This window comes from Xanthomonas sp. 4461, assembly GCF_024806475.1.
Classification (GTDB): domain Bacteria; phylum Pseudomonadota; class Gammaproteobacteria; order Xanthomonadales; family Xanthomonadaceae; genus Xanthomonas; species Xanthomonas arboricola_F.
Genome location: NZ_JANTYV010000002.1, coordinates 489,831 through 514,442, shown reverse-complemented (window position 1 = coordinate 514,442; position 24,612 = coordinate 489,831). Strand labels below are relative to the sequence as shown.

General features: G+C 65.5%; 19 protein-coding genes and 1 tRNA gene. 11 read left to right on the top strand and 9 right to left on the bottom strand.

Annotated elements, in window-relative coordinates:
* Positions 1 to 69: 69 nt before the first annotated feature.
* The 3 genes from FHY19_RS09975 to FHY19_RS09965 form a co-directional block, all read right to left on the bottom strand.
* On the bottom strand, positions 70 to 726 hold the full coding sequence (locus FHY19_RS09975) for a thiopurine S-methyltransferase (protein ID WP_259165570.1): 657 nt from the start codon (positions 724 to 726) through the stop codon (positions 70 to 72).
* Positions 727 to 986: 260 nt separating this feature from the next.
* Positions 987 to 3,230 carry a DNA topoisomerase IV subunit A gene (gene parC / locus FHY19_RS09970; protein WP_259153514.1) on the bottom strand — a complete coding sequence of 748 codons (2,244 nt, stop codon included), beginning with the start codon at positions 3,228 to 3,230 and terminating at the stop codon, positions 987 to 989.
* A 60-nt stretch (positions 3,231 to 3,290) separates the two neighbouring features.
* Positions 3,291 to 4,142: a helix-turn-helix transcriptional regulator gene (locus FHY19_RS09965; protein WP_259153515.1), complete on the bottom strand. Its 852-nt coding sequence runs from the start codon at positions 4,140 to 4,142 to the stop codon at positions 3,291 to 3,293.
* 122 nt (positions 4,143 to 4,264) lie between these two features.
* Here FHY19_RS09965 and FHY19_RS09960 point away from each other — a divergent pair, with 122 nt between their 5' ends.
* The 5 genes from FHY19_RS09960 (at position 4,265) to FHY19_RS09940 (ending at position 10,593) form a co-directional block, all read left to right on the top strand.
* Complete coding sequence (locus FHY19_RS09960; RefSeq protein ID WP_259165551.1) at positions 4,265 to 4,705, top strand: MarR family transcriptional regulator; 441 nt, start codon at positions 4,265 to 4,267, stop codon at positions 4,703 to 4,705.
* Positions 4,702 to 6,216 (top strand): efflux transporter outer membrane subunit, encoded by a 1,515-nt coding sequence (locus FHY19_RS09955; RefSeq protein WP_259153517.1) that lies wholly within the window; start codon positions 4,702 to 4,704, stop codon positions 6,214 to 6,216. Before FHY19_RS09960 ends, FHY19_RS09955 begins: the two co-directional genes overlap by 4 nt.
* Before the next feature lie 10 nt (positions 6,217 to 6,226).
* A complete protein-coding gene (locus FHY19_RS09950; protein WP_259165543.1) occupies positions 6,227 to 7,420 on the top strand; it encodes an efflux RND transporter periplasmic adaptor subunit in 1,194 nt (397 codons plus the stop codon).
* Between the two features lie 6 nt (positions 7,421 to 7,426).
* Positions 7,427 to 9,007, top strand: coding sequence for a DHA2 family efflux MFS transporter permease subunit (locus FHY19_RS09945; protein ID WP_259165525.1), 1,581 nt, complete (start codon positions 7,427 to 7,429; stop codon positions 9,005 to 9,007).
* Positions 9,008 to 9,258: 251 nt separating this feature from the next.
* On the top strand, positions 9,259 to 10,593 hold the full coding sequence (locus FHY19_RS09940; RefSeq protein ID WP_259165515.1) for a serine hydrolase domain-containing protein: 1,335 nt from the start codon (positions 9,259 to 9,261) through the stop codon (positions 10,591 to 10,593).
* 279 nt (positions 10,594 to 10,872) lie between these two features.
* Here the strand turns inward: FHY19_RS09940 and FHY19_RS09935 are convergent, their stop codons facing one another.
* The 4 genes from FHY19_RS09935 to FHY19_RS09920 all read right to left on the bottom strand — a co-directional run bounded on the left by FHY19_RS09935 (position 10,873) and on the right by FHY19_RS09920 (position 16,525).
* A complete protein-coding gene (locus FHY19_RS09935) occupies positions 10,873 to 11,691 on the bottom strand; it encodes a YggN family protein (protein WP_259165513.1) in 819 nt (272 codons plus the stop codon).
* Positions 11,692 to 12,156: 465 nt separating this feature from the next.
* Positions 12,157 to 12,243: transfer RNA gene (locus FHY19_RS09930), tRNA-Leu, on the bottom strand.
* A 141-nt stretch (positions 12,244 to 12,384) separates the two neighbouring features.
* Entirely contained in the window at positions 12,385 to 14,574 is a 2,190-nt protein-coding gene (locus FHY19_RS09925; RefSeq protein WP_259166366.1) for a glycoside hydrolase family 3 protein, read from the bottom strand.
* A gap of 181 nt (positions 14,575 to 14,755) precedes the next feature.
* Positions 14,756 to 16,525: a M14 family metallopeptidase gene (locus tag FHY19_RS09920; protein ID WP_259165511.1), complete on the bottom strand. Its 1,770-nt coding sequence runs from the start codon at positions 16,523 to 16,525 to the stop codon at positions 14,756 to 14,758.
* Between the two features lie 284 nt (positions 16,526 to 16,809).
* Between FHY19_RS09920 and FHY19_RS09915 the strand changes: the two genes are divergently transcribed.
* Positions 16,810 to 18,375, top strand: a complete 1,566-nt coding sequence (locus FHY19_RS09915; protein WP_259165510.1) for an oligopeptide:H+ symporter — start codon at positions 16,810 to 16,812, stop codon at positions 18,373 to 18,375.
* Positions 18,376 to 18,382: 7 nt separating this feature from the next.
* Positions 18,383 to 18,991 (top strand): rhomboid family intramembrane serine protease, encoded by a 609-nt coding sequence (locus tag FHY19_RS09910; RefSeq protein WP_259153525.1) that lies wholly within the window; start codon positions 18,383 to 18,385, stop codon positions 18,989 to 18,991.
* Positions 18,992 to 19,142: 151 nt separating this feature from the next.
* Here the strand turns inward: FHY19_RS09910 and FHY19_RS09905 are convergent, their stop codons facing one another.
* The gene (locus FHY19_RS09905) at positions 19,143 to 19,343 is read right to left on the bottom strand and encodes a hypothetical protein (protein ID WP_259153526.1); all 201 of its coding nucleotides are present in this window, start codon (positions 19,341 to 19,343) and stop codon (positions 19,143 to 19,145) included.
* 213 nt (positions 19,344 to 19,556) lie between these two features.
* Here FHY19_RS09905 and FHY19_RS09900 point away from each other — a divergent pair, with 213 nt between their 5' ends.
* From FHY19_RS09900 to FHY19_RS09890, 3 genes are all read left to right on the top strand, one after another.
* Entirely contained in the window at positions 19,557 to 19,841 is a 285-nt protein-coding gene (locus FHY19_RS09900) for a GNAT family N-acetyltransferase (protein ID WP_259153527.1), read from the top strand.
* A gap of 40 nt (positions 19,842 to 19,881) precedes the next feature.
* Positions 19,882 to 20,727, top strand: coding sequence for a DUF3298 and DUF4163 domain-containing protein (locus FHY19_RS09895; RefSeq protein ID WP_259165471.1), 846 nt, complete (start codon positions 19,882 to 19,884; stop codon positions 20,725 to 20,727).
* A 66-nt stretch (positions 20,728 to 20,793) separates the two neighbouring features.
* On the top strand, positions 20,794 to 21,294 hold the full coding sequence (locus FHY19_RS09890) for a MarR family transcriptional regulator (RefSeq protein WP_259153529.1): 501 nt from the start codon (positions 20,794 to 20,796) through the stop codon (positions 21,292 to 21,294).
* A 91-nt stretch (positions 21,295 to 21,385) separates the two neighbouring features.
* Here the strand turns inward: FHY19_RS09890 and FHY19_RS09885 are convergent, their stop codons facing one another.
* Entirely contained in the window at positions 21,386 to 23,584 is a 2,199-nt protein-coding gene (locus FHY19_RS09885) for a M3 family metallopeptidase (RefSeq protein ID WP_259165469.1), read from the bottom strand.
* A gap of 487 nt (positions 23,585 to 24,071) precedes the next feature.
* Between FHY19_RS09885 and FHY19_RS09880 the strand changes: the two genes are divergently transcribed.
* Entirely contained in the window at positions 24,072 to 24,557 is a 486-nt protein-coding gene (locus FHY19_RS09880; RefSeq protein ID WP_259165465.1) for a glutathione peroxidase, read from the top strand.
* Positions 24,558 to 24,612: the final 55 nt, after the last annotated feature.

The window sequence follows — 24,612 nt, the reverse complement described above, 5'->3', positions numbered from 1 at the left end:
CGATGCCGGCTTTTTCATTCAGGCCATCCCGGCGCCCGGATTGGCGCTGCAGACTTGGTCTCGACGCTGTCAGTTGCGCTGCAGCCGATACACCGCAGTCGATAAGGCGGTGACGCCGTCGGCACGGAAGCGCGGCTCCTGATCCAGGATGTCGCGCCGTTCCAGCTGTTGCACCTGCCATGGCGCCTGAAACAGCGACTGCACCTCGGCCGCATCCACCGCAAAAGGCGGGCCGGCCTTTTCGGTTTGCGGATAATCCAGCGTGATCAGCAGCCCACGACACATTGCCGGCAAGCGCGCGTAGGTGGTTTGCAGATACCGCTGGCGCAGGTCCGCCGGCAAGGCCACCAGCGCAGCGCGGTCGTAGACCGCCATGCAATCGGCCAATACGTGCGCGTCCAGCGCAAAGGCATCGCCGCAGATGATCTCGATGGGACCGGCGACGAAATGTTCGCCAGCGCCGCTGCTATGGCGCTGCGGTTGCAGGTTGGCGTCATCGAAGAACTGCGTCACGGCCAGTGGCGAGACCTCCACGCCCAGAACGCGATGGCCTTGCGCGGCCAGCCAATGCATGTCCAGCGTCTTGCCGCACAGCGGCACCAATACGCGTGCAGCGTGTGGCAGCTGCAGCGCCGGCCAGTGCTTCTGCAGCAGCGGCATCACCTCATCCTGGTGAAAGCCGGTCTGTCCGTCCTGCCAACGTTGCAACCAGAAATCTGTGTCCATGGTCTCGTCATGTCGGTGCTTTGGATTCCTGGCCATCCGCATACAGCATTGAACCTCCCAGCCAAGACACCGCAACGCGGTGCGTTGGTGATCCGCGCCTCAGCGGGCTGGGGCGACCGCAGTGTCAGCCGCGCCGCCGCGCGCGGTGAGCGGATGCCGTTACCGCACTTCCAGCCCATCGACTTTTTTGCCGCGCCTCAGCAGCCTGAGGCGATAGCAATGTCAGTCGCGCCGCCGCGCGCCAGACGAGTGAATCACCGTCACTGCACCTCCAGCCCATCCACCTTCTGCCACCCGCGCGGCAACAACGATCCACGACTCGCACGCGCGCCCACGTACGTATCCAGATCCTTGAACGACAGGCTCATGGTGCGCGCGCCGCTGCGCACCAGCAGGGTGTTGCCCGGCGCCACCGCGACCACTGCCACCACGCGCTCGGTGCCGAGCTTGGCCTTGGGGATCTCGATGATCTTGTTGCCCTTGCCCTTGTCCAGCTCGGGCACGTCGGTGGCCGGCACCGCCAGCAGGTTGCCGGCGCTGGTGACGGCGACGATGCGGTCGGTTTGCGGGTTGCTCACCTGCGCAGGGCTGAGCACATGCGAGCCGGCAGTCAGGTTGAGCATCGCCTTGCCGGCCTTGTTGCGGCCGGTGAGGTTTTCGAAGCGGGTGACGAAGCCATAGCCGTGCGAGGACGCCAGCACGAAGCGGGTGGCGTTGTCGGCACTGGCCATGACCTGGAACGATGCGCCCGAGCCGGGCGAGAAGCGTCCGGTCAACGGTTCGCCGTTGCCGCGCGCCGAGGGCAGGGTGTGCACGGCGGTCGAATAGGCGCGGCCATCTGAATCCAGGAACGCCACCTGATGCGTGCTGCGGCTGCGCACCGCCGCCAGCAGGCTGTCGCCGTCGCGATACGACATGCCGGCCGGATCGACCTCGTGGCCCTTGGCCGCGCGCACCCAGCCCTTTTCCGACAGCACCACCGTCATCGGTTCGCTGGCGACCATTTCGGTCTCGTCGATCGCCTGCGCGGCGCCACGCTGCACCAGCGGCGAGCGGCGCGCGTCGCCGAACTTCTTGGCGTCGGCGGTCAGCTCGTCCTTGATCAGCTTCTTGAGCTTGGTCTTGCTTTCCAGGATCGCCATCAGCTGCGCGCGTTCCTTGGCCAGTGCTTCCTGCTCGCCGCGGATCTTCATTTCTTCCAGGCGCGCCAACTGACGCAGCTTGGTTTCCAGGATGTATTCGGCCTGTTCCTCGCTGAGCGCGAAGCGGGCAATCAACACCGGCTTGGGTTCGTCCTCGCTGCGGACGATGCGGATCACTTCGTCCAGGTTGAGGAAGGCGATCAACAGGCCTTCCAACAGGTGCAGGCGGCGCTCGACCTTTTGCAGGCGATGGTTGAGGCGGCGGGTGACGGTATCGCTGCGGAAGGTCAGCCACTCGCTCAGCAACTGGCGCAGGTTCTTCACCTGCGGGCGGCCGTCCAGGCCGATCACATTGAGGTTGACGCGGTAGCTGCGCTCAAGATCGGTGGTGACGAACAGGTGGCCCATCAACTGTTCGGCGTCGACACGGTTGGAGCGCGGCACCAGTACCACCCGCACCGGGCTGGTGTGGTCGGACTCGTCGCGGATGTCTTCCAGCCACGGCAGCTTCTTGGCGCGCATCTGCTGGGCGATCTGCTCGATCACCTTGGACGGCGAGACCTGGTACGGCAGCGCATCGATGACGATGTTGGCGTGTTCTTTTTTATAGGTGGCACGTGCGCGCACGCTGCCATGGCCGGTCTCGTAGATGCTGCGCAGGTCGGCGGCCGGGGTAATGATTTCTGCGGTGGTCGGGTAGTCCGGGCCCAGCACGTGTTCGCACAACTCGGCGACCGTGGCATCGGGGTTGTCGAGCAGGCGCAGCAGCGCGCTGACGATCTCGTTGAGGTTGTGCGGCGGCACGTCGGTGGCCATGCCGACGGCAATACCGGTGGTGCCGTTGAGCAGCAGGTGCGGCAGGCGGGCCGGCAACCAGGTCGGCTCTTCCAGGGTGCCGTCGAAGTTGGGCGCCCAATCGGTGGTGCCCTGGCCGATTTCGCCCAGCAGCACTTCGGCGATGGGGGTGAGCTTGGACTCGGTGTAGCGCATCGCCGCGAACGACTTGGGGTCGTCAGTGGAGCCGAAGTTGCCCTGGCCTTCGATCAGCGGATAGCGGTACGAAAATGGCTGCGCCATCAGCACCAGCGCTTCGTAGCAGGCGCTGTCGCCGTGCGGATGGTACTTACCGATCACATCGCCCACGGTGCGCGCGGATTTCTTCGGCTTGGCAGCCGCGTTCAGGCCGAGCTCGCTCATCGCGAAGATGATGCGGCGCTGCACCGGCTTCAGGCCATCGCCGAGGAACGGCAGGGCGCGGTCGAGCACCACGTACATCGAATAGTCGAGATAGGCGCGTTCGGCGTACTCGCGCAGCGGCAGCTGTTCGAAGCCATGGAAGGTGGGGCGGGTCAGATCGGTCATGTAAAGCCAGGTCCTGCGTGAGAGGAGACCGCGCCGCAGCGCGAGCTCGAAGAGCGCCGATTATCCGGATGCGGCGGGGGATGCCAAGCCGCGCGCGTGGCCGGCGGCCAGATAACGGGTGGGCGGGGCGCCGAAGTGGCGGTGAAACACACTGACGAAGGCACTGGGGCTGCTGTAGCCGAGCTGGTCGGCCACCTGCGCCACCGCGCTGCCCTGGCTGAGCCGGCGCAGGCCCTCGGCCAGGCGTGCCTGCTGGCGCCATTGCGCAAAACTCAGCCCGGTCTCGTCGCGAAAATGCCGGCTCAGGCTGCGCGGCGACAGCCCGCCCCAATCGGCCCAGGCATCGAGCGGGCGTGGGTCGGCAGGGGTGGCGAGCAATTGCCGGGCAATCCGCAGCAGGCGGCGGTCGGCCGGCATCGGCAGGTGCAGGTGGTCGATTTGGACCTGGCATAGCTCGTCCAGCAGCACCGCGGCCAGCCGCTGCTGGGCGCTATCCAGCGGCCGATCCAGCGGCCAGCCGGCGGCACGCATGATCGCCTCGCGGGCCAGCCCGGTCAGCCGGATCACTCCGCCTTGCGCGGGCAGGGAGGCGCAGGCATCCGGCCGCACCACCACGCCCCAACCGCGCATCGGGCCGGCCAGCTCGACGGTGTGCTGCTGGCCAGGCGGCATCCAGCCGGCGCAGCCCGGTGGCAACGACAGCGTGCCCTGTCGGGTATGCACGGTCAGCACGCCTTGTTCGACAAACATCAGCTGTCCGCGTACATGCGCATGCCAGGCGGTTTCGGGCGCCCACACCGCACGCAGGTCTGCCAGGAAGGCGATCAGCACCGGGCCGTCGGCCCATTCGAAGCTGCTGCGCACGCCGGGCGGTAGTGCGTCCACCGTCGTTGGCGGGTTTTCGATAGTCATTGGCCTGATTGTATTACCGGGCCAGTTGGAGTGGCGCGTAAGGTGGCGATCCTTGCTGGCGGTTTAATCCCGGGTGAGATATTTGCGTTGACAAATATATTTTTCGGAACAAAATGTGCCACATGAATTTACCGCCCACCGCTCCGCCGTCGTTCGGGTTGCTGTTGCGCCAGGTGCGCGACGCGCTGATGCGTCAGCTCGATGCCGAGATGAAGGGCGAGCTGCCCGACTTCGGTTTCAGCCACTACGTCGGTCTGAAGATCCTGGCGGTGCGTTCGCCCTGTACGGCCAACGAACTGGCTCTGGCGCTGGACCAGACGCCGAGCGCGGTGACCCGCCTGCTCGACAAGCTCGAGGCACTGGGCGCGGTGCGGCGCGAGCCGCATGCCCAGGACCGGCGCGCGCTGCAGATCGTCATGACCGAGCAGGGCGTGGCGCTGTGGGAACGGCTGCGCTTGCGCGGCGAACGTGCGATCGAGCATGGCCTGCGCGACCTGGATGCCCCTGAGCGCGAACAACTCACCTCTCTTCTTATCCGTGTCCGCGATGCACTCAACTCATGAACGCTGCTAGTTTTTCCATCCAGACGCTGCGCCCGCGCCCGATGCGCCGCGCGCGGCCACTCGTTGTCGCCGCCCTGACGCTGGCACTGGCCGCCTGCGCCAGCAGCCGTGGCCTGGCGCCGCAAGCCACCGTGCTCGACGCCAGCCAGCTGCATGCCGAGCGCACCCTGGGGCAGGCCGGGCTGAGTGCGGCCGCATGGCCGGCCAGCGATTGGTGGCGTGCGCTTGGCGATGCGCAATTGAACGCGCTGATCGGCGAAGGCCTGCAGCACAGCCCCAGCCTGGAGGCGGCCGACGCGCGCCTGCGCCAGGCGCAGGCCCGCATCGGTACCGCGCAGGCCGATCGCGGCCCCAGCCTGTCGGTCTCCGGCGGCTATGCGGGCGTGCAGTTGCCGGAGTCGGTGGCCGGCGAAGAGCGCGGCGGACGCTTCGGCGGCAACGGTCAGCTGGTGGTGGACTTCCGCTATGGCGTGGACCTGTGGGGCGGCAAGCGCGCCGCCTGGGAAGCGGCGGTGGACACCGCGCACGCGGCCGAGGTGGATGCGCAGGCCGCGCGCCTGAACCTGTCGGCGGCGATCGCCGAAGCCTATGCGCAACTCGACTACGCCTGGCGTCTGCACGACGTGGCCGACGAGGAACTGGCGCGCTCGCGCAAGACGGTGGAGCTGACCCAGCAGCGCCGCAGTGCAGGCATCGACAGCGATCTGCAGCTGCGTCAGGCCCAGGCACGGGTGCCGGCGGCGCAGCAACAGGTGCAATCCGCACAGCAGCAGATCGACGAAGCGCGCAACGCGCTGGCGGCGTTGCTTGGCCAGGGCCCGGACCGCGGGCTGGACATCGCGCGCCCGCTGCTGGGCGCGAGCGTCGCCGCGCAGCTGCCTAGCAACCTGCCGGCCGATCTGCTCGGCCGTCGCCCGGACGTGGTGGCTGCGCGCTGGCGCGTGGAGGCGGCCGACAAGGACATCGCCACGGCCAAGACCCGCTTCTATCCCAGCTTCAACATCACCGCGCTGGGCGGTGTGGTGAACCGCGATGTCGGCCAGTTGCTGGAAAGCGCTTCGGTCTTCGGCGTGGTCGCCCCGGCATTGAGCCTGCCGATCTTCGACGGCGGCAAGCTGCGCGCCAATCTGGCCGGCAGCGATGCGCAGTACGACCTGGCCGTGGCCGACTACAACCAGAAGGTGATCGCGGCGTTGCGCGAAGTGGCCGACCAGGTCAACGCGGTGCGTTCGCTGGAGCAGCGCGCACGCGCCCAGGACGATGCCGTGCAGACCGCCGCCGCCGCCTTCGATCTGGCCGAGCAGCGCTACCGCGCCGGCATCGGCGGCTACCTGGAGGTGCTCAGCGTGCAGGAGCAATTGCTCGTCGCACGCCAGCGCATGGCCGGACTGCAATCGCAACAACTTTTGGCCTCGGTGAGGTTGCAGCGTGCGCTGGGTGGCGGATTCGCGCCAGAGCCCGCACGCGACACCGCACACACCGCGCCCACTTCCGCACAACCGAATTCCTGAGACATCGACGATGAGCCAGACGACTCCAACTTCTTCCCAACCCGCGCCAGCCGCACCCAGCAAGCGCCGCGCGGCGCTGCGCATCGTGGCCATTGTGGTGATCCTGGCGATCATCGGCATCGTGACCTGGTACGTCCTGGTCGGACGCTGGTACGAGGACACCGACGATGCGTACGTGCAGGGCAACCAGGTGCAGATCACCCCGATGGTGGGCGGCACGGTGGTCAGCATCGGTGCCGAAGACGGCATGCGCGTGGAGCGTGGCCAGCTGCTGGTGCAACTGGACCCGGCCGATACCGCCGTGGCGCTGCAGCAGGCCGAAGCCAACCTGGCCAAGACCGTGCGCCAGGTGCGCGGTCTGTACCGCAGCGTGGAAGGCGCGCAGGCCGAATTGTCGGCACGCGAAGTCACCCTGCGCAGCGCCCGTGCCGACTTTGCGCGACGCAGGAATCTGGCAGCCAGCGGCGCCATTTCCAATGAAGAACTGGCGCATGCCCGCGAAGAGCTCGCTGCCGCCGAAGCGGCCGTGAGCGGCTCGCGCGAGAGCTTCGAGCGCAACCGTGCGCTGATCGACGACAGCGCGCTGTCCAATCAGCCGGATGTGCAGACGGCCGCAGCGCAGGTACGTCAGGCCTATCTCAATCATGCGCGCACCGGCGTGGTGGCGCCGGTATCGGGCTATGTCGCACGACGTTCGGCGCAGGTCGGTCAGCGCGTGCAGCCGGGCAGCGTGTTGATGGCGGTGGTGCCGCTGGAACAGGTGTGGGTGGAAGCCAACTTCAAGGAAACCCAGCTCAAGCACATGCGCCTGGGCCAGGAAGTGGAACTGCATTCGGATCTGTATGGCGGTGGTGTCGACTACACCGGTCGCATCGAGAGCCTGGGCCTGGGCACCGGCAGCGCGTTCTCACTGTTGCCGGCGCAAAATGCCAGCGGCAACTGGATCAAGATCGTGCAGCGCGTGCCGGTGCGCATTGCGGTGGACAGCAAGCAACTGGCCAACAATCCGCTGCGCATTGGGTTGTCGATGAAGGTCGACGTCAATCTACATGACCAGCAGGGCAGCGTGCTGCCGACCAAGCTGGCGACCGGTTCGGTGTTCTCCACCGATGTGTACGCGCAGCAGTTGCAGGCTGCCGACGCCGACATCCATCGCATCATCCAGGACAACCTGCCGTCGCAGGCTGCCAGCAAGGCGGGCTAGGCCACCATGTCTTCGCAAGCTCCCACTGCGTCCGGCGGCCCGGCAGCGCCGGCGCCCGCTGCCGGCTTTCGTCCGGCCAGCGTGGCGTTGTGCACCATGGGCCTGGCCATGGCCTCGTTCATGCAGGTGCTGGACACCACCATCGCCAACGTCTCGCTGCCGACCATTGCCGGCAATCTCGGCGCCAGTTCGCAGCAGGCCACCTGGGTCATCACCTCGTTCGCGGTAAGCACGGCGATCGCGTTGCCGTTGACCGGCTGGTTGAGCCGGCGCTTTGGCGAAACCAAGTTGTTCGTGTGGTCCACGCTGGCCTTCACCATCGCCTCGTTGCTGTGCGGGCTTGCCCAGAGCATGGGCATGCTGGTGGTCGCACGCGCGCTGCAGGGGTTTGTCGCCGGGCCGATGTATCCCATCACCCAAAGCTTGCTGGTGTCGATCTATCCGCGCGAAAAACGCGGGCAGGCACTGGCGTTGCTGGCGATGATCACCGTGGTCGCGCCGATCGCCGGCCCGATCCTGGGCGGCTGGATCACCGACAACTACAGCTGGGAATGGATCTTCCTGATCAACGTGCCGCTGGGCATCATCGCCAGCAGCATCGTCGGTTCGCAGTTGCGGCATCGCCCCGAACAGCTCGAAAAACCGCGCATGGACTATATCGGCCTGATCCTGCTGGTGGTCGGCGTGGGCGCGCTGCAGCTGGTACTGGATCTGGGCAACGACGAGGACTGGTTCTCTTCAGACAAGATCGTGGTGCTGGCCTGCGTTGCTGCCGTGGCGCTGGTGGTGTTCGTGATCTGGGAGCTCACCGACAAGGACCCCATCGTCGATCTCAAACTGTTCCGGCATCGCAACTTCCGCGCCGGCACGCTGGCGATGGTGGTGGCCTATGCGGCGTTCTTCAGCGTGAGCCTGCTGATCCCGCAGTGGCTGCAACGCGATATGGGCTATACCGCGATCTGGGCCGGCCTTGCCACCGCGCCGATCGGCATCCTGCCGGTGCTGATGACGCCGTTCGTCGGCAAATACGCCTTGCGCTTCGATCTGCGCATGCTGGCAAGCGTCGCCTTCATCTTCCTGTCGTTCACCAGCTTCCTGCGCTCCAACTTCAACCTGCAGGTGGACTTCAGCCACGTGGCCACCGTGCAATTGGTGATGGGCGTCGGCGTGGCGTTGTTCTTCATGCCGGTTCTGCAGATCCTGCTCTCCGACCTGGATGGGCGCGAGATCGCCGCGGGCTCGGGCCTGGCTACCTTCCTGCGTACCCTGGGCGGCAGCTTTGCCGCATCGTTGACCACGTATCTGTGGGCGCGCCGCACGCAGGTGCACCACGCGCACATCACCGAACACATCTCGGTGTACACGCCCGGCATGCAGGAACAGGTCGCCGCCATGGGGCAGGGCGACCTGCAACGCGGCGCGGCATCGCTCAACAACATGATCAATCACCAGGCCTCGCAGATGGGCTTCAATGACATCTTCTATCTGCTGGGCTGGACCTTCCTGGCGATCATCTTCTTCCTTTGGTTGGCCAAGCCGCCATTCGGCGCGGGCGCCGGTGGTGCGGCGGCGGCCGGGGGGCATTGAGCGCACGGCAGGTTTTGCCGCTGGGCTAGACTGGCGCTGTTCACTCGGGAGCAGCGCCGATGGTCGGGTGTTGGGCAGGTAGGGCATTCACGGATGGAGCTTTGCCAGCGGCGTCGCGATCATCGCACCTGCCAGCGCGGCGGCGACAACTGACCCAGTGGTTTGCATGGCTGCTGCTGTGTCTTGCGTTGTGCTGCTGCTTTGCCGTTGCTGCCACGCCTGAGTCTCTCGGCGACCGCCTGGCCCGGCAGATGCAGCTCAATCGGCAGCGCTACGGCATCGTCGGCCAGGCAGTGGTTGTCGTGCACAACGGCAAGCGGGAATTTTGCGCAGTCGACGGCGTCGCCGATCTGCAGACACAGCAACCGATCACGCGCGAGCAGATCTTTCCCGCATTTTCGATCGGCAAGCTGTTTGTCGGTACCTTGATCATGCAACTGGTCGAGGCAGGGCAGATCGACCTGGACCAGCCGGCCAGGCAGTATCTGCCTGCGTTGCCCGCGCCCTGGAAGCGCATCACCGTTCGGCAGCTGCTCGATCATACCTCCGGTCTACCGGAGTACTTCGAGCCGTCGCAGATGCGTGGCTCGGTCCAGGACAATGCGCGCTTTCCGGCCAGCGCGCAGGCGATGTTCGAGCGACTGGCCATACAGCCCTTGGTTGCCGTTCCCGGCAGCCAAACGCGCTACACCAACACCAATTACGTGGTGCTGGCGCAGCTACTGCAGGCGCACTACCGCAAGCCGTATCCGCAGATCGCATCGGAGCGGATCATCGCCAAGCTGCATCTGACGCGCACATCTGTTGGGCTCCCACTGCTGCCTGCACACAGCGTGGCCAGCGCGTACCTCGGTAAAGACGGCAAGCCGGAACTGGAGCCGACTGTCGCCTGGCCGGACTACGCGCTCGCACATGGGCAGTTGTATACGAGCGTCGACGATCTGAGCACGTTCCTGGAGGCGGTGCGGACCGGGCGTCTGGTGGGCCAGGACACGCTGCGCCAGCTCTGGCAACCGCAGACGCTTGCCAATGGACAGCGCGGCTGGTTCGCCAGTGGGTGGGAGCTCGGGCAGGACGACGCGTATCAGGCGATTGGCCACGATCGTGGCGCGCGGGCGAGAGTGCGGATCCTGTTCGATACGACGCTTGATGGGGACAGTTACAGCGTCGTCTATCTCACCAATGGCAGCGTACGCGGTGTGTGGAGCAGGGTGCTGCTGGATAGCGTGCTTGGCACGCTTTCGCCGCAACGGTTTGCCGATAAGTCGCTGGCTGAATCACTGATTGCCTACGCGCTGCGCGCTTCCGACGAGCAGGACAACCGTCTCTTTGTGCAGGCACTGCGGGCACGGCCCGGCCTCTCCGACACTGCGCTCGAACGCGCGATCAATACGACCGGCTACACCGTGCTGTCCAACCTGGGCGCCACCGCCGCGATCAGGGTGTTTGCACTCAACGTGGACGTGTTCCCGGCATCGCGCAATGCGCAGGACAGCCTGGCTGAAGCGTACGAGGCGGCCGGAGACCTTGCACGTGCCAAGCGCATCAGGCAAGCGATCAAGGACAAGTCCAGCAGTGCCGACTGAGGGCAGCTAACAAACCGACTGTGCTCACCGTCAGGCGGGTGCAGCCGGTGCCCGGTGCGGCATGGACCACGTGTCCCCCCGTTTTTGAGCGCGCTGTCCGTTCCCGCGTGACGACTGCTCGCCACGTTCTGGCCACTCTAGGTGCGGCTCACACGCCGCTGCGCGATCTCCTGGCGGGTGCGGCCGGTGTTCGCAATCGGCAGATGCCGCTCCTAGGACCCGTTTCTCCGCGCCGTGCGCCCGACCTCGCTCGCGGCATGTGGCAGTCGCTCCGGCACACTACTGATGCGTCACCGCAGCTGCCGGCGTGCCTTCGGTGCCGCCTTGCAGTTTTACCGGTTGCGGCAACGCAAGCGCTCCATCGTTGGCGATCTCTTTTTCAACCGGTGTGCGTGCGTGCGCGGCTGCGGTGATGGCGTTGCGATCGTCTTGCGGCACTGCATCGAGCAACTGCAGTGCATGGCCCTGATAGCGCACGTCCAGTGCATCCTGTAAGGCGCGTAGCGTTTGCACATCGCTGCATAAGGCGCTGGCCCTGGCTTCGATTGCGCGTGCCCGCGCATCCAGTCTGGCGTCGAGTTGGCCATCCATCGCCTGTGCGCGTGCATCGATCGCATCCGAGCGGCCGGTCATGATCTGCCACAGCATGTGACGCGCGATGCTGCCTTTGAAGGCTTCGGCTTCGTGTTCGACATAACGCTCGAAGTTCCCGTCGAAGGCCTGTTGGTCCCAGCGTCCCTTGCCCAGCGTGGCATCGACATAGTCGTTGGCACGCGTGCGCAGGCGTGCGATCTTGCGGGCGTTGAGCGAACTGCCGGTCAGCACCTCGATCACGCCGCCCAGCGCGTCGTAGCTCAGGTCGACCATCGCGTGCGCCATATCGGCGACCTGCGGCATCAGTGCGCGGCCGTGTTGTTCCATCTCGCGCAATCGCTCGCTGTCGGCAGCGCTGATCTGTTGCACCTGGTGATCGATGCTCAACTCGCCAGCGTGGAAGAACACCTCGCGCGGCACGCCAGTGTCGCGGTAAAGCCAGATGCCGCCGCTGTCGGCGAGCACATTGAACGCTGTGCCAAGGCCGCATTGGTGCGATGACACCTGGGCTCGATGCGTCTGCGCCGCGCCGCTATGGGCCTGCTGTGCCCATGCGGGCGTGCTGAACGTGGCAATCAGCATCAAGGCAAGTGACAGCGAACGGCGCATCGGGAATTGCCATGATGGTGACGAGGCATCCTCATGCGTGTGTAGCGCGTGTGGCGCGTGTCGAAAGTCACTGCTATGGCGCTTGGGTGTTTGTTGGGTGCGGCGGCGCGCAGTGATGTGTTGCTGGCAACACATCAGGAGATCACCACGCATGCGCTTGCTGCCCGGGCTGAGCTTGGCCCATGCCCGGTGACCTGGCCGCGCGATGGCGGAATCGTTCGATGCTGCTGCCGCCGGAGACTGCCTGCAACAGACCACGGCGCAATGGCGAGTAGTGCGCGAAGGCAGACGCCCAAACGCAAATGCCCAAACGCAAAAAACCCCGCCGAAGCGAGGTTTTCTGCGATCTACCGTGAGTCGTGGTGCCCAGGAGAGGACTCGAACCTCCACGAAGTTGCCCCCGCTAGCACCTGAAGCTAGTGCGTCTACCAATTCCGCCACCTGGGCGACTCAGGGGGCGAATTGTGCAAGCTGCGCGCGCGGCTGTCAACGCATCTGGCACAAATTCTTGACGTGGCTGGCGCCTGCCGGCGATGTGAGAAGACGGCGTGGCGGCCATGCGCATTGCATGGCCGCCACGGCACGCGATTACGGCAGCTGCGCCGCCTGCAAGCTGACCTCCGCACTTTGCACCGGTTCGCTTGCCGAACGCGCCAGCTGCACTCGGTAGGTGCCGGCAGCGATCTTCCAGTGACGTGCCTTGGCATCGAAATCGGCCAGCGTCTTCGGCTCGGCCACCACCTGCACGCTGCGCTTTTCGCCCGGCTTGAGCGTGAGCTTCTGCCAGCCGATCAGGCGCAGCGGGGTGGGGTGGCCGTCGGGCAGGGTGACGTAGAGCTGCGGCACGGCGGCGCCTTCGCGCGGGCCGGTGTTCTCCACGTCAAAGCGCGCGGTGAGGGTACTGCCTTGCGCGTCCACCTGCAGGCCGCCCATGCGGAACTGGGTGTACGACAGACCGTGCCCGAACGGATAACGCGGGGTCAGGTTGCGCGCGGCAGACCACTTGTAGCCGACGTTGGCGCCTTCGATGGCGTAGTCGATCGTGTCTTCGCCCGGCTTGGCCGGCTTGAAGCCCAGCCCCGGAATCGAGGGGCGCGGCAACTGCGATTCGTCCACCGGCCAGGTCACCGGCAGATGGCCGGAGGGATTGACCTTGCCGGTCAGCAGGTTGGCGATCGCCTCGCCGCCGCCGATACCCGGATACCAGGCCTGCAGCACTGCCGGCACGCGTTCGGCCCAGGGCATGCGCACCGGGCCGTTGGTTTCCAGCACCACGGTGGTTTTGGGGTTGGCCTTGGCCACCGCCTCGATCAAGGCATCCTGGTTGTCCGGCAATTGCATGTCCGGCAGGTCCACCGATTCGGCTGCCCATTGGGTGGCGAACACGATCGCCACATCGGCGGCCCTGGCGGCGCGCGCGGCAGCGGCGCGGTCCTTGCCGTCGACATAATCGATCTGCACGTTCGGCAATGCCGCGCGCAGCGCCTGCAACGGCGAGGAGGGATGGATGATCACCGGGCCCGGCCAGGTGGTCGGGGTGATACCGGGCACCGCGTTGCCGCCGTTGATGGTGTAGTCCACCCGCGAGGAGCCGCCGCCGGACATCACGCCCTTGTCGGCGTAACCACCGATCACCGCGATGCGGCGCACGTCCCTGGACAACGGCAGGGTCGCCTGCTCGTTACGCAGCAGCACGCTGCCTTCTTCGGCGACATGCTGCGCGGCCAGCAGCCCGGCCTTGCCGTCGATCGGCTGGCGCTGGGTGGGATGATCGAACGCGCCATGCGCGAACAGGCTGCGCAGCACGCGCTTGACCATATCGTCGAAGCGCGCGCGTGGCACCACGCCGGCCGACACCGCCATGCGCAGCGGGGCATCGAAGAACACCGCCGCATCGAACACTTCGCCGGCCGATTGCTGATCCAGTCCGGCCAGGGCCGCCTTGGAGCCGCTGTGCACGCCGCCCCAGTCGGACATCACGTAGCCGGGGTAGTTCCATTGCTGCTTGAGCACCTGGTTGAGCAGGTAATCGTGCTCGCAGCCGTAGATGCCGTTGATCTTGTTGTAGGAGCACATCACCGAAGCCGGGTCGCCGATCTTCAGCGCGATCTCGAATGCCAGCAGGTCCGATTCGTGCATTGCCTGCTCGCCGATCTGCGCGCTATGGAAGTTGCGGCGCGTCTCCATGTCGTTGAGCGCAAAGTGCTTCATCGTCGACAGCACGTGCTCGCTCTGCACGCCGCGGATCGACTCGCCGACCATGGTGCCGGCCAGCAGCGGGTCTTCGCCGGCATACTCGAAATTGCGTCCGTTGCGCGGGTCGCGCTGCAGGTTGACGCTGCCGGCCAGCAGCACATTGAAGCCCTGCTGCCAGGACTCGCGGCCCATGGTCTTGCCGCCGGCGTAGGCCAGTTGCGGATTCCAGCTTGAGGCGGTCGAGGGGCCGGACGGCATCGCGGTGGCGAAGTCGCCCTTGCGGATGCCGCCGGGATTGGTCACGCCCACCCCGGCATCGGCCAGCTGCTGCGCCGGGATGCCCAGGCGTGGAATGCCGGGCACATAGCCGGCCGACCCCAGCGCGCCTTCGGGCTTGGGAATCTTGTCGGTGCCCAGGCCGAAGTAGCTGCGCAACATCTGGAATTTTTCGTCCTCGCTCATTTGCGCCAGCAGCCGATCCGCACGCTGGTCGGCGGTCAATGCGGTGTCCATCCATGGCTGCGATGCCGGTGCGGATTGTGCGATTGCCAACGGTGCAGCCAGCGCAATGCCCAGGCCCATCACCACCGCCAATACGAGCGGGCGACGGCGATAGACGGTTGTTGTAAACGTTTTCATATCGGGGTGTGGCACGGGGTGTCCTTGTGGTGCTGGGTCATTACAAAACTAAGGGGCACCGAGATGCCCGAATGGTAGGGGCGCACAGGCGCCGCTCGGCCGCTCGCCGGAATCGGCGCTGCGGTTAGAAATCGGTCTGCGCGGTACGCAGCACCGGATACAGCTGGTAGCGCTCGTCCCAGGAGGAATGACGCCTGGCGAAGAACTCCAGGCGCGCTTGCGGGCTCTTGGCGAACTCCGGGTCGCTGGCGATGCGCTGTTCGAACTGCGCCTTCAGCGCGGGGTCGTTGGCCAACATGTCGCGCGCCACGTCTTCGGCCACGTAGGCCTCCATGTACTCCTTGCGCTCGAAGGCCGAATTGAAAAAGCCCCACTGCAGCAACGAGTCCGGTGCCTGCGGCTCCAGCATCGCCATCAGCAGGCGCGCCTTGGGTTGAGCGATCGGCACGAACAGCGAGCCGGCGGACACGGCGCGGGTTTCATCGCGCCACTGCCCAGCGACGTCCAGCGTCTGGTGGCCTTCGTTCGAGCGCGCGGCAAAGCTGGCGGTGTCGGCGCGGAAAGTCTGCACCGGGTGTTCGGCCGCACTGGCGACGGTGCGGAAATCGATGCCGTGCAGGCGCAATTTGTCTGCGACGAAGGCAGCCTGCGCGGCCGGCACCAGATACCCGCCACGCGGCGCGTCGACCACCAGGTCGGGCTTGATCTGATCGCGCAGCGGTAGCTTCCAGATCTGCGGTTTGCTCTCGTCGTAGCGCGTCATCAACGCGCCGGAAATCGGCGAGGGCGTGCGCGTGTACGCATAGCCGCGGAACGCCACGGTGCGCGCGGCAGGGCCGGCAGCAAAGCTCAGCGGCTCGGGCATGCCGGCCAGCTGGCTGGCGCGCCGATCGGCCGCCAGCGCATCGGCGCGCCAGGCGCTGCCGTGTTTTGCGGCCTGCTGCAGCACCGACACGATGGCATGACGGGTCACCCGCACGCGCGTGGGGTAGTCCTTCCACGAATGGGTTTCCACCAGCATGCCGAAGCGGTTGCGCAGCAGGAAATAGCCATGCGAAAAGCGCGGCGGCGAGACGTCGTCGGCGAAACCGGAGGCGGGGTCGTCTTCGTGCACGAAAGACGGGTAGTACGGCAGTGGCAGCGAACCTTGCCTGGCCAGATCGCCAAGCACCGCATCGCGCCAACGCGTGCCGTCGCGTTGCAGCACGGTATCGCCGGCGTGCACCGGCTCGACCTGCACCGAGACGTCGTGCTCGAACTTGGCGCCGTCGGTGACATGCAGGTCCACGTACATCAGCGGATCCCATTGTTGCACCAGCCGCAGCATGGCCTGCATCTCCGGCGCGTCGGCCTTGACGTAGTCGCGGTTGAGATTGAGGTTCTGCGCGGTAGTGCGCCAGCCCATCTGCTCCGGGCCGCGCTGGTTGGGGCGGTTCCAGGCGCCAAAGCGCTCATGCCCATCCACGTTGAACACCGGCACGAACACCCAGACCAGCTTGTCGAGCACGCCCTTGCCGGCCTCGCCATCGAGCAGCTGGCGCAAAGCCAGAAAGCCCGCGTCCTTGCCATCGATCTCGCCGGCATGGATGCCGCCCTGGATCAATACCACCGGCAGCTTGCGCTGCGCGGCGCTGCCCGCATCCAGCGCGCCGCTGGTGGAGGCGATCAACGCCTTCATCGGCCGGCCTTCCGGCGTGGTGCCGAACTCCACGCAGCGCACCGCCTGCGGGTAACGCTGGGCAAAGGCATCGCACAGTGCGATGACTTCGTCGTAGCGTCCGGTCTGGACGAAGCCGCTGCGCTCGGCCTGGGTGGTCAGCGGTTCGGCGGCCAGCGCGGCAGGGGCACAGGTCAACAACAACAGGCTCAGGGCCAGGCGGGTGAAGCGGGGCATCCAGCGGTCCAGTGTTCCAGGAAAACGTTTGCAATGTAGCCGAGCCGAGCTGGCAGGCCAATCTGCACTGCGACATTTGCCGACCCTTCGAAGCGGGCGCGAGCGCTTCGAACACGCTGCTTTGCCGGCTATCGATACGTTCTGCGCGCGCCTGCACGCGGCGTCGATTGCGCGCCGTCCGATGTCGGCAGCGCGCCGCGCCGGCCGCCGGCCTGCTCCTGCATGGCGGCCGGCCTCTCGGCGCCGGTACGATAGGGGCTGTTTACCGCTCGACCGGACCGCCTTTGACCACCTCGACCCTGCCGGGCCCCACGGCCGGCGCGCGCCTGCCGCGCCAGATTCCTTTCATCATCGGTAACGAAGCCTGCGAGCGTTTCAGCTTTTACGGGATGCGCAACATCCTGGTGCAGTTTTTGATCACTTCGCTGTTGCTGCAGGAAGTTGGCGGGCCGGGCCGCGAGGCCGAAGCCAAGCACATCCTGCACAGTTTCATGATCGGGGTGTTCTTCTTCCCGCTGCTGGGCGGCTGGCTGGCCGATCGGCTGTTCGGCAAATACAACACCATCCTGTGGTTCAGCCTGATCTATTGCGCCGGCCACGCGTGTCTGGCGATGTTCGAGGGCAGCCGTCACGGCTTCTTCGTGGGGCTGGGCCTGATCGCGCTGGGCGCGGGCGGCATCAAGCCGTTGGTGGCCTCGTTCATGGGCGACCAGTTCGACCAGTCCAACAAGAACATGGCCAAGGTGGTGTTCGACGCCTTCTACTGGATCATCAACTTCGGCTCGCTGTTCGCCTCGTTGCTGATTCCGCTGGCGCTGAAGAATCTGGGCCCGTCGTGGGCGTTCGGCATCCCCGGCATCCTGATGTTCGTGGCCACGCTGGTGTTCTGGCTGGGGCGCAAGCGCTACGTGCTGGTGCCGTTGCCGCCGAAAGACCCGCACGGGTTTGGCGCCGTGCTGCGCACGGCATTGCTGGCGCGCGCGCCCGGGCAGGGGCGGCCTGGTCTGGCGCTGGCCATCATCGCGGTGGTCGCTGCACTGGCCTGCATGGCGCTGATCGAGCCGTTGGGCATCGTCATCTGTCTGTGCATGGCGCTGGTGCTGCTGCTGGCCGGGATCGGTGGCGGCACCTGGTGGCAGCTGGAACGCGCGCGCGGCCTGCATCCTGATGCAGCGGTCGAAGGCGTGCGCGCATTGCTGCGGGTGCTGGTGATCTTCGCGCTGGTGACGCCGTTCTTTTCGTTGTTCGATCAGAAGGCTTCGACCTGGGTGCTGCAGGGGCGCGAGATGACCATGCCGGCGTGGTTCACCGCCTCGCAGATGCAGGCGCTCAATCCGCTGCTGGTGATGTTGCTGATCCCCTTCAACAACCTGGTGCTGTACCCGCTGCTGCGCCGTCGAGGCTGGGAGCCGACGCCGTTGCGTCGCATGACCAGCGGTATCGCCTTCAGCGGGGTGGCGTGGATTGCGGTCGGCGCGATCCAGGTCGTCATGGATGGCGGTGAGCCGATGCACATCGCCTGGCAGATGCTGCCCTATGCCTTGCTCACCTTCGGCGAGGTGCTGGTATCGGCCACCGGCATCGAGTTCGCCTACAGCCAGGCGCCGCCGTCGATGAAGGGTGTGGTGATGAGCTTCTGGTATCTGACCACCACGGTGGGCAATCTGTGGGTGCTGCTATCGAACGTGGCGGTGCGCAACGCGACGGTGACCTCCCATATCGCCGATACTGGGCTCAGCGAAGCGGCATTCCTGATGTTCTTCTTCGCGGCCTTCGCGTTTCTGGCAGCACTGGCCTTCGGCCTGTACGCACGCCGGTATCGCATGGTCGACAATTACCGTTCTGCCTGAGGTCCGCATGATTACCCTGATCCTGATCGCTATCACCGGCATCGTCTCGTGGATGGCGTTCAACAACCGCAAATTGAACGACCGCTTGATCCTTTGGCCGCCAGCGCTGGACAAGCAGCGCCAGTACGACCGCCTGGTGACCTACGGCTTCATCCATGCCGACCTGGGGCACCTGGTCTTCAACATGATCACGCTGTTCTTTTTCGGCCGGGTGATCGAAAGCGTGATGACACAGCTGACCGGCAGCGTGCTGACCTATCCGCTGTTCTATCTGGCGGCGCTGGTGGTGTCGATCCTGCCCAGCTATCTGAAAAACCAGAACAACCCCAATTACCTCAGCCTGGGCGCCTCCGGTGCGGTGTCGGCGGTGCTGTTCGCCTTCATCCTGCTGCAGCCGTGGACCATCATCCTGGTGCTGTTCATTCCGGCACCGGCGATCATCTATGCGGTGTTCTACGTGGGCTACAGCCTGTGGATGGACCGCCGTGGCGGCGATCGCATCAACCACAGCGCGCACCTGGCCGGTGCGGCATTCGGGGTGATGTTCATGCTGATCATGGAGCCGCGGGTGTGGCAGGTCTTCCTGGAGCAGCTGTCCAATCCCCGCTTCGGCTGAGGGCGCTGGCCCGTCCTGCTGCCTGGGGGTACCGGGCTGGCCGGCGCTGCGGTGACGCAGCTGACGCATCAGTGCAGCGGTTGCCTGCGGCAACCGGGCCAGGACCGACGCCATGGCGTCGCAGGTCCTGGCGGATGGAACGAGGCCGGCGTCAGGCCGCGTTGCGTTCGCGGTCGGTGCTGAGCGCTGTGCCCGACGCTGCGCCGTAGGCCTGCTGCAGACGTTCGTAGACGGTATCGTTGAGTTGCGCGAAATCGGGGTTGTGGGTGTCGCCATTGATGGCGAACTGGAACAAGCCTTCCAGCAGCGAGCTATCGCTGTCCGTGCCGTTTCCTGCCGAATCGTTGTGCATGCGGTGACTCCTCGTTGATAAGGCGAGGGCACTGGCCAGGCCGGAGACCGGTTGCAGGCAGCGCCGTCGAGTCAGCTATCGGCGCTGCCACGGCGAACTTAAGGACGTCGTCGCCAAGTCGCGCCGGCAGTCACAGCGGGGATTCATTTTCACGCAGGCGCGGCGTCGCGCTGGTCACACTTGGCGCATATTCACTGCCGGGCGCAGACCACGATGGAGGCAGCGACAGTGCACGCCGAACACGATTCCACGCAGCAGCGCTTCGTTGTTGACACCGAGGGACATCATGCCGAGCTGGTCTATCAGCTCGAGGGTGCGCGCATGACCATCACGCACACGCTGGTGCCGGATGCCATTGCAGGCCGCGGGATTGCCGCGGTGTTGGTCGAGGCCGCTCTGCAGCATGCGCGCCAGGCCGGGCTGAAGGTCGTGCCAGCGTGCAGCTACGCCGCCGCCTACGTGCGCCGGCATCAACAGTTTCAGGATCTGCTGGCCTGACGGACAGCAGTGGGTGGGTTCGATCAGGGGAGCAGGTGGGATGGGGCGGTTGCTTGGATTCAATAGTGCGCGCGGTCTGCTGATGCTGGCCCTGTTGACTGGCTGTACGCAGCGCGAACCCGCGGCAGTCGAGCCGACCGAGCCGGCAGCCGATGCGGGGGCATCGACAACGCCGGCTCCGGAACCGCAGATGGTGCAGAGCGGCCCGCTGGAAGATGTGATCGAACACGCGCCGGCCTACATGATTGGTATCAGCTATCCGCCCGGGCTGGATGCATACCCTGACCTGGCTGCTTTGATTCGCAAGTATGCGCAGGATGCCCGCAGCGAATTGATGGAGGCCGTCTCCGGTCTGGGCAACGACAAGCCCGCCGCGCCTTATGAGTTGTCGCTGGCATTCGAAAAATTGTTGCAGACCACGGACCTGATCGTCATCGCCGCCGATGGCAGCCGCTACACCGGCGGCGCGCATGGCGAGCCGCTGGTGGCGCGTTTCGTGTGGCTGATCAAGGAGCGCAAGCAACTGACCGCGCAGGCGTTGGTCCCCGACCCGGCCGGATGGGAGAAGATCGGTCGCGATGTCGCTGCACAATTGCATGCGGCGGCTACCCAACGTGTGGAAGCCGATCGGGTACCGGTCGAGGAACAGGCCGAACAAGTCGCATCGGCCGACCGCATGATTGCCGAAGGCACTGCAGCGCAAGTGGACAACTTCGCGCAGTTCGTCCCGGTGTTGAACGCAGCCGGGCAGATCACTGCCGTGCGCTTCGTGTTTCCGCCTTACCAGGTCGGGCCGTATTCGGACGGCACGCAAACGGCCGAGGTCGCTGCAGCCACCTTGATGCCCTGGGTCGCGCCGGAATATGTACATCTTTTCGCTCGCTGAGGTGTTGCCGCGCAAGTGATGTGATTGAATGGTTTGGCCATTCAGTAATGTAGCCAAACGGGTGATATGAGTAGTTTCGATCCAACCGCAAATCGCGTGGACCACACCTGCGCGCGCTACCCAGCCTTCCCGCGGGAGCCCGCTGTCCTGGTGAGGTTGATCAAGCATCTCTACAAGCGGCTGCACACCATCAGTTGTGTGCGACTCAAGCCGTACGGGATCAGCCCGCCGGAATACGAAATCCTGATGATGTTGTACGGCACGCCTGAGCAGGCGATTACCCCGACCGAGGCGGCAGAGGCCGCCAGCGAGAAGCCGGCCAACATCACCCGGCTCACTGACCAGCTGTGCGAGAAGGGCTTGATCGCGCGTGGCAGCAGTCCCGACGACCGCCGCAAGATCATGCTGACCCTGCAGCCGGCCGGGCTGGCATTGATCGAAAGCGTGTTGCCGGAAGCATGCACGCTGTTGCACGAACAGACGGCCGACCTCAGCGAAGCGGAGCAGGCGCGTCTGGAAAAGCTGCTGAAGAAACTGCTCAATGGCGTGGACGCCGTAGACGCCTGAGCGCCACGCGGCAGCTGCGCCGCATGCCTTCGCAAAAAACCACAACGCCGCCCGGATCGCTCCGGGCGGCGTTGTCGTCATGCAGGTCCGATTACGGCTTGGACTGCGGCGCTTCCGGCGTTGCCCCATCGCCACCCTGCGCGCTCAGGCCGCGCTTCTCGAGCAGTGGCTCGATCTGCGGCGCATGGCCGGCAAAGTTCTGGAACAGCTCCATCGCGTCCACACTGCCGCCGCGCGACAGCAGCGTCTTGCGGAAGCGGTCGCCATTGGCGCGGCTCAAGCCGCCATGTTGCTTGAACCACTGCTGGGTGTTTGCATCCAGGACTTCGGACCAGATATAGGCGTAGTAGCCGGCCGCGTAACCGCCCATGATGTGGCTGAAGTACGGGGTCTTGTAGCGCGGCGGCACCGGCGCGTAGGCGATGCCGTCCTGCTGCAGGGCCTTGGCTTCGAAGGCCATCACGCCGGCCGCATCCGGCACCTGACTGGCGCTGATCTGATGCCAGTTCTGGTCCAGCATCGCCGCACCCAGATACTCGGTGGTGGCAAACCCCTGGTTGAACTTGGACGCGGCAATCACCTTGTCCAGCAGCGCCTGCGGCATCGGGGTGCCGTTCTGGTAATGCTTGGCGTAGTTCTTCAGGATCGACGGCTCGTCGGCCCACATCTCGTTGACCTGCGAAGGGAACTCGACGAAGTCGCGCGGCACGCTGGTACCGGAGAAATACGGGTATTTGACGTCGGAGAACATGCCGTGCAGCGCATGCCCGAACTCATGGAACATGGTGGTCACTTCATCCCAGGTCAGCAGCGTCGGCTGGCCGGCCGGCGGCTTGGGGATGTTGAGATGGTTGGCCACCACCGGCTTGAAACCGGTCAGGTCCGACTGCGACACGTAGGAGTTCATCCATGCGCCACCGCGCTTGGATTCGCGCGCGTACATGTCGGCGATGAAGATCGCCAGCTGCTTGCCGTCTGCGTCGAACACGTCGTAGACGGTGATGTCGTCGCGGTAGGTCGGCAGGTCGGTGCGCTGCTTGAAGGTCAGGCCGTATTCCTGGTTGGCCGCATAGAACACGCCGTTTTCCAGCACGTTCTTCAGCTCGAAATACGGCTTGAGCTGCGACTCGTCGAAGTTGTACTTGGCCTGGCGCACCTTCTCGCTGTAGTAGGCCCAGTCCCAGGCTTCGAGCTTGAAGGTCGGCTTGCGCGCGGCCTTTTGTTCCTTGTCGATCATCGCCTGCAGGTCGGCAGCCTCGCGCTTGGCATTGGCCACCGCCGCCGGCGCCAGCTTGCCCAGCATCGCGTTGACCGCTTCGGGGGTCTTGGCGGTCTGGTTTTCCAGCGAATACGCCGCATAGGTCGGGAAGCCGAGCAGCTTGGCCTTGTCGGCGCGCAGCTTCATGATGCGCGACACCAGCGCGGTGTTGTCGTACTGGCCGCCATGGCTGCCGCGCGACACCGACGCGTCATAGATCTTCTTGCGCAGGTCGCGATTCTTCAACTGGGCCAGCGGCGGCTGGCCGGTGGTGTTGAGCAGCGCGATCACGTACTTGCCGTCGAGCTTGCGCGCCTTGGCCGCTTCGGCGGCTGCGGCGATCTGTTCTTCAGACAGGCCGTCGAGCTGCTTGACGTCATCCACCACCACTGCAGCGGCGTTGACCTCGGCCAGCACGTTCTGGCTGAAGGTGGTGCCCAGGTTGGCCAGCTCGGCATTCATCGCCTTGAGCGTGGTCTTGTCGGCCTCGGAGAGCTTGGCGCCGTCGCGGACGAAGTCGCTGTAGTACTTCTCTACCAGGCGCAGGCTTTGCGCATCCAGGCCCAGCTTGGCGCGCTGGTCGTACAGGGTCTGGATGCGCGCGAACAACTTGCCGTTGAGCGAGATCGCATCGCGATGCGCGGCGAACTTCGCCGAATAATCGGCCTGCAGTTTCTTGCGTGCATCGTTGGTGTCGGCACCCACCAGGTTGAAGAACACCGTGGTGGCGCGATCGAGCGTGGCGCCACTCTTTTCCAGCGCGACGATGGTGTTGTCGAAGCTCGGCTTGGCTTTCTGGTTGGCGATCTTGTCCACTTCCTTCAACTGCTCGGCCATGCCGGCATCGAAGGCGGGGGCAAAGTCGTTGTCGGTGATCTTGTCGAACTGCGGGTAATGCAGCGGCAGCGTGCTGTCGGCAAAGAAGGGGTTGGCTTGGGTGGCAGCCTGCGTGGTCGCGGGTGCGGCGATGCTGTAGGACGGCATGGCAAGTCCCAGGGAAGCGGCCAGGGCAAAAGCGAGACGGGTGGTCAAGAAGGTAGCTCCAAAGTGCGAACCGCCGAGGCTAACCCAGCCTGCCGGGACAGGCGTGTGACAAAAGGCATGGCTGCCCTGGCTTCGCGCAGTTAACTGGTAGACGTGGCCGACGCGCGAGGCCGAGCTCGCCGGTTGGCCGGTCGTCATGCTGGCGGGTTCGGCCCGTGGCCGGCGTCGCCGGACCGCGATTCGCACGGCGTCGTGCCGGCATGGCAGGCAGCACGCAAGCGCCGTAGCGAAGTGCGCCCGCTGTGCGGGCCCTGCGATTGCGGGAGCGCTTCGCTCGGCGGAGCTGACCGGCGTTGCAGCCACGGCGTCGGCGCGGATCGGGCGCAGTGCTGGCTGGTGCGGACGGCCGCACCAGCGCGTTAGCTGTGTCGTTCTTCACCCTTGCACGGGGGAGCCGGGTCAGCCTTACCGCTGCAGTGCTGCATGGCCCGCGGCTGCGCTACGCTGCCGCTTCCCCTGGGCATTCGAGCACGCCATGAGCGATCTCTCCACGTTTGAATTCACCGACCTGGACGGTCGCACGCAATCGATGCGCGATTACGTCGGCAGCGTGGTGCTGGTGGTCAATGTCGCATCCAAATGCGGGTTTACCCCGCAGTACGCCGGTTTGCAGTCGCTGTGGCAGCGCTATCGCGAACGTGGCCTGGTGGTGATCGGGTTTCCCTGCGATCAGTTCGGTCACCAGGAGCCGGGCGATGCTGCGCAGATCCGCCAGTTCTGTTCGCTCGATTATGCGGTGGATTTTCCGCTGTCTTCGAAGATCGAAGTCAACGGCAACGGCGCGCATCCGCTGTGGCAATGGCTCAAGCACCAGCAGCGGGGCGTCTTGGGGTCGGAGGCGATCAAGTGGAACTTCACCAAGTTCCTGATCGGCCGCGATGGCACGGTGCTGGAGCGTTACGCGCCGACCACCAAACCGGAAGCCCTGGCAGCAGATATCGAGCGCGCGCTGGGCACCTGACCCGCAGCGTCCGCCCCCCGTAGGAGCGCGCCTGGGCGCGACGAGGCGTTCCTGG

Coding starts and splice junctions, on each gene's coding strand:
- FHY19_RS09905 (WP_259153526.1), bottom strand. CDS start 19,343: ATGCACAACGATTCGGCAGGAAACGGCACGGACAGCGATAGCTCGCTG.
- FHY19_RS09900 (WP_259153527.1), top strand. CDS start 19,557: ATGGAGGCAGCGACAGTGCACGCCGAACACGATTCCACGCAGCAGCGC.
- FHY19_RS09920 (WP_259165511.1), bottom strand. CDS start 16,525: ATGCCCCGCTTCACCCGCCTGGCCCTGAGCCTGTTGTTGTTGACCTGT.
- FHY19_RS09960 (WP_259165551.1), top strand. CDS start 4,265: ATGAATTTACCGCCCACCGCTCCGCCGTCGTTCGGGTTGCTGTTGCGC.
- FHY19_RS09925 (WP_259166366.1), bottom strand. CDS start 14,574: ATGGGCCTGGGCATTGCGCTGGCTGCACCGTTGGCAATCGCACAATCC.
- FHY19_RS09910 (WP_259153525.1), top strand. CDS start 18,383: ATGATTACCCTGATCCTGATCGCTATCACCGGCATCGTCTCGTGGATG.
- FHY19_RS09975 (WP_259165570.1), bottom strand. CDS start 726: ATGGACACAGATTTCTGGTTGCAACGTTGGCAGGACGGACAGACCGGC.
- FHY19_RS09955 (WP_259153517.1), top strand. CDS start 4,702: ATGAACGCTGCTAGTTTTTCCATCCAGACGCTGCGCCCGCGCCCGATG.
- FHY19_RS09950 (WP_259165543.1), top strand. CDS start 6,227: ATGAGCCAGACGACTCCAACTTCTTCCCAACCCGCGCCAGCCGCACCC.
- FHY19_RS09895 (WP_259165471.1), top strand. CDS start 19,882: ATGGGGCGGTTGCTTGGATTCAATAGTGCGCGCGGTCTGCTGATGCTG.
- FHY19_RS09940 (WP_259165515.1), top strand. CDS start 9,259: ATGCAGCTCAATCGGCAGCGCTACGGCATCGTCGGCCAGGCAGTGGTT.
- FHY19_RS09965 (WP_259153515.1), bottom strand. CDS start 4,142: ATGACTATCGAAAACCCGCCAACGACGGTGGACGCACTACCGCCCGGC.
- FHY19_RS09890 (WP_259153529.1), top strand. CDS start 20,794: ATGAGTAGTTTCGATCCAACCGCAAATCGCGTGGACCACACCTGCGCG.
- FHY19_RS09945 (WP_259165525.1), top strand. CDS start 7,427: ATGTCTTCGCAAGCTCCCACTGCGTCCGGCGGCCCGGCAGCGCCGGCG.
- parC (WP_259153514.1), bottom strand. CDS start 3,230: ATGACCGATCTGACCCGCCCCACCTTCCATGGCTTCGAACAGCTGCCG.
- FHY19_RS09880 (WP_259165465.1), top strand. CDS start 24,072: ATGAGCGATCTCTCCACGTTTGAATTCACCGACCTGGACGGTCGCACG.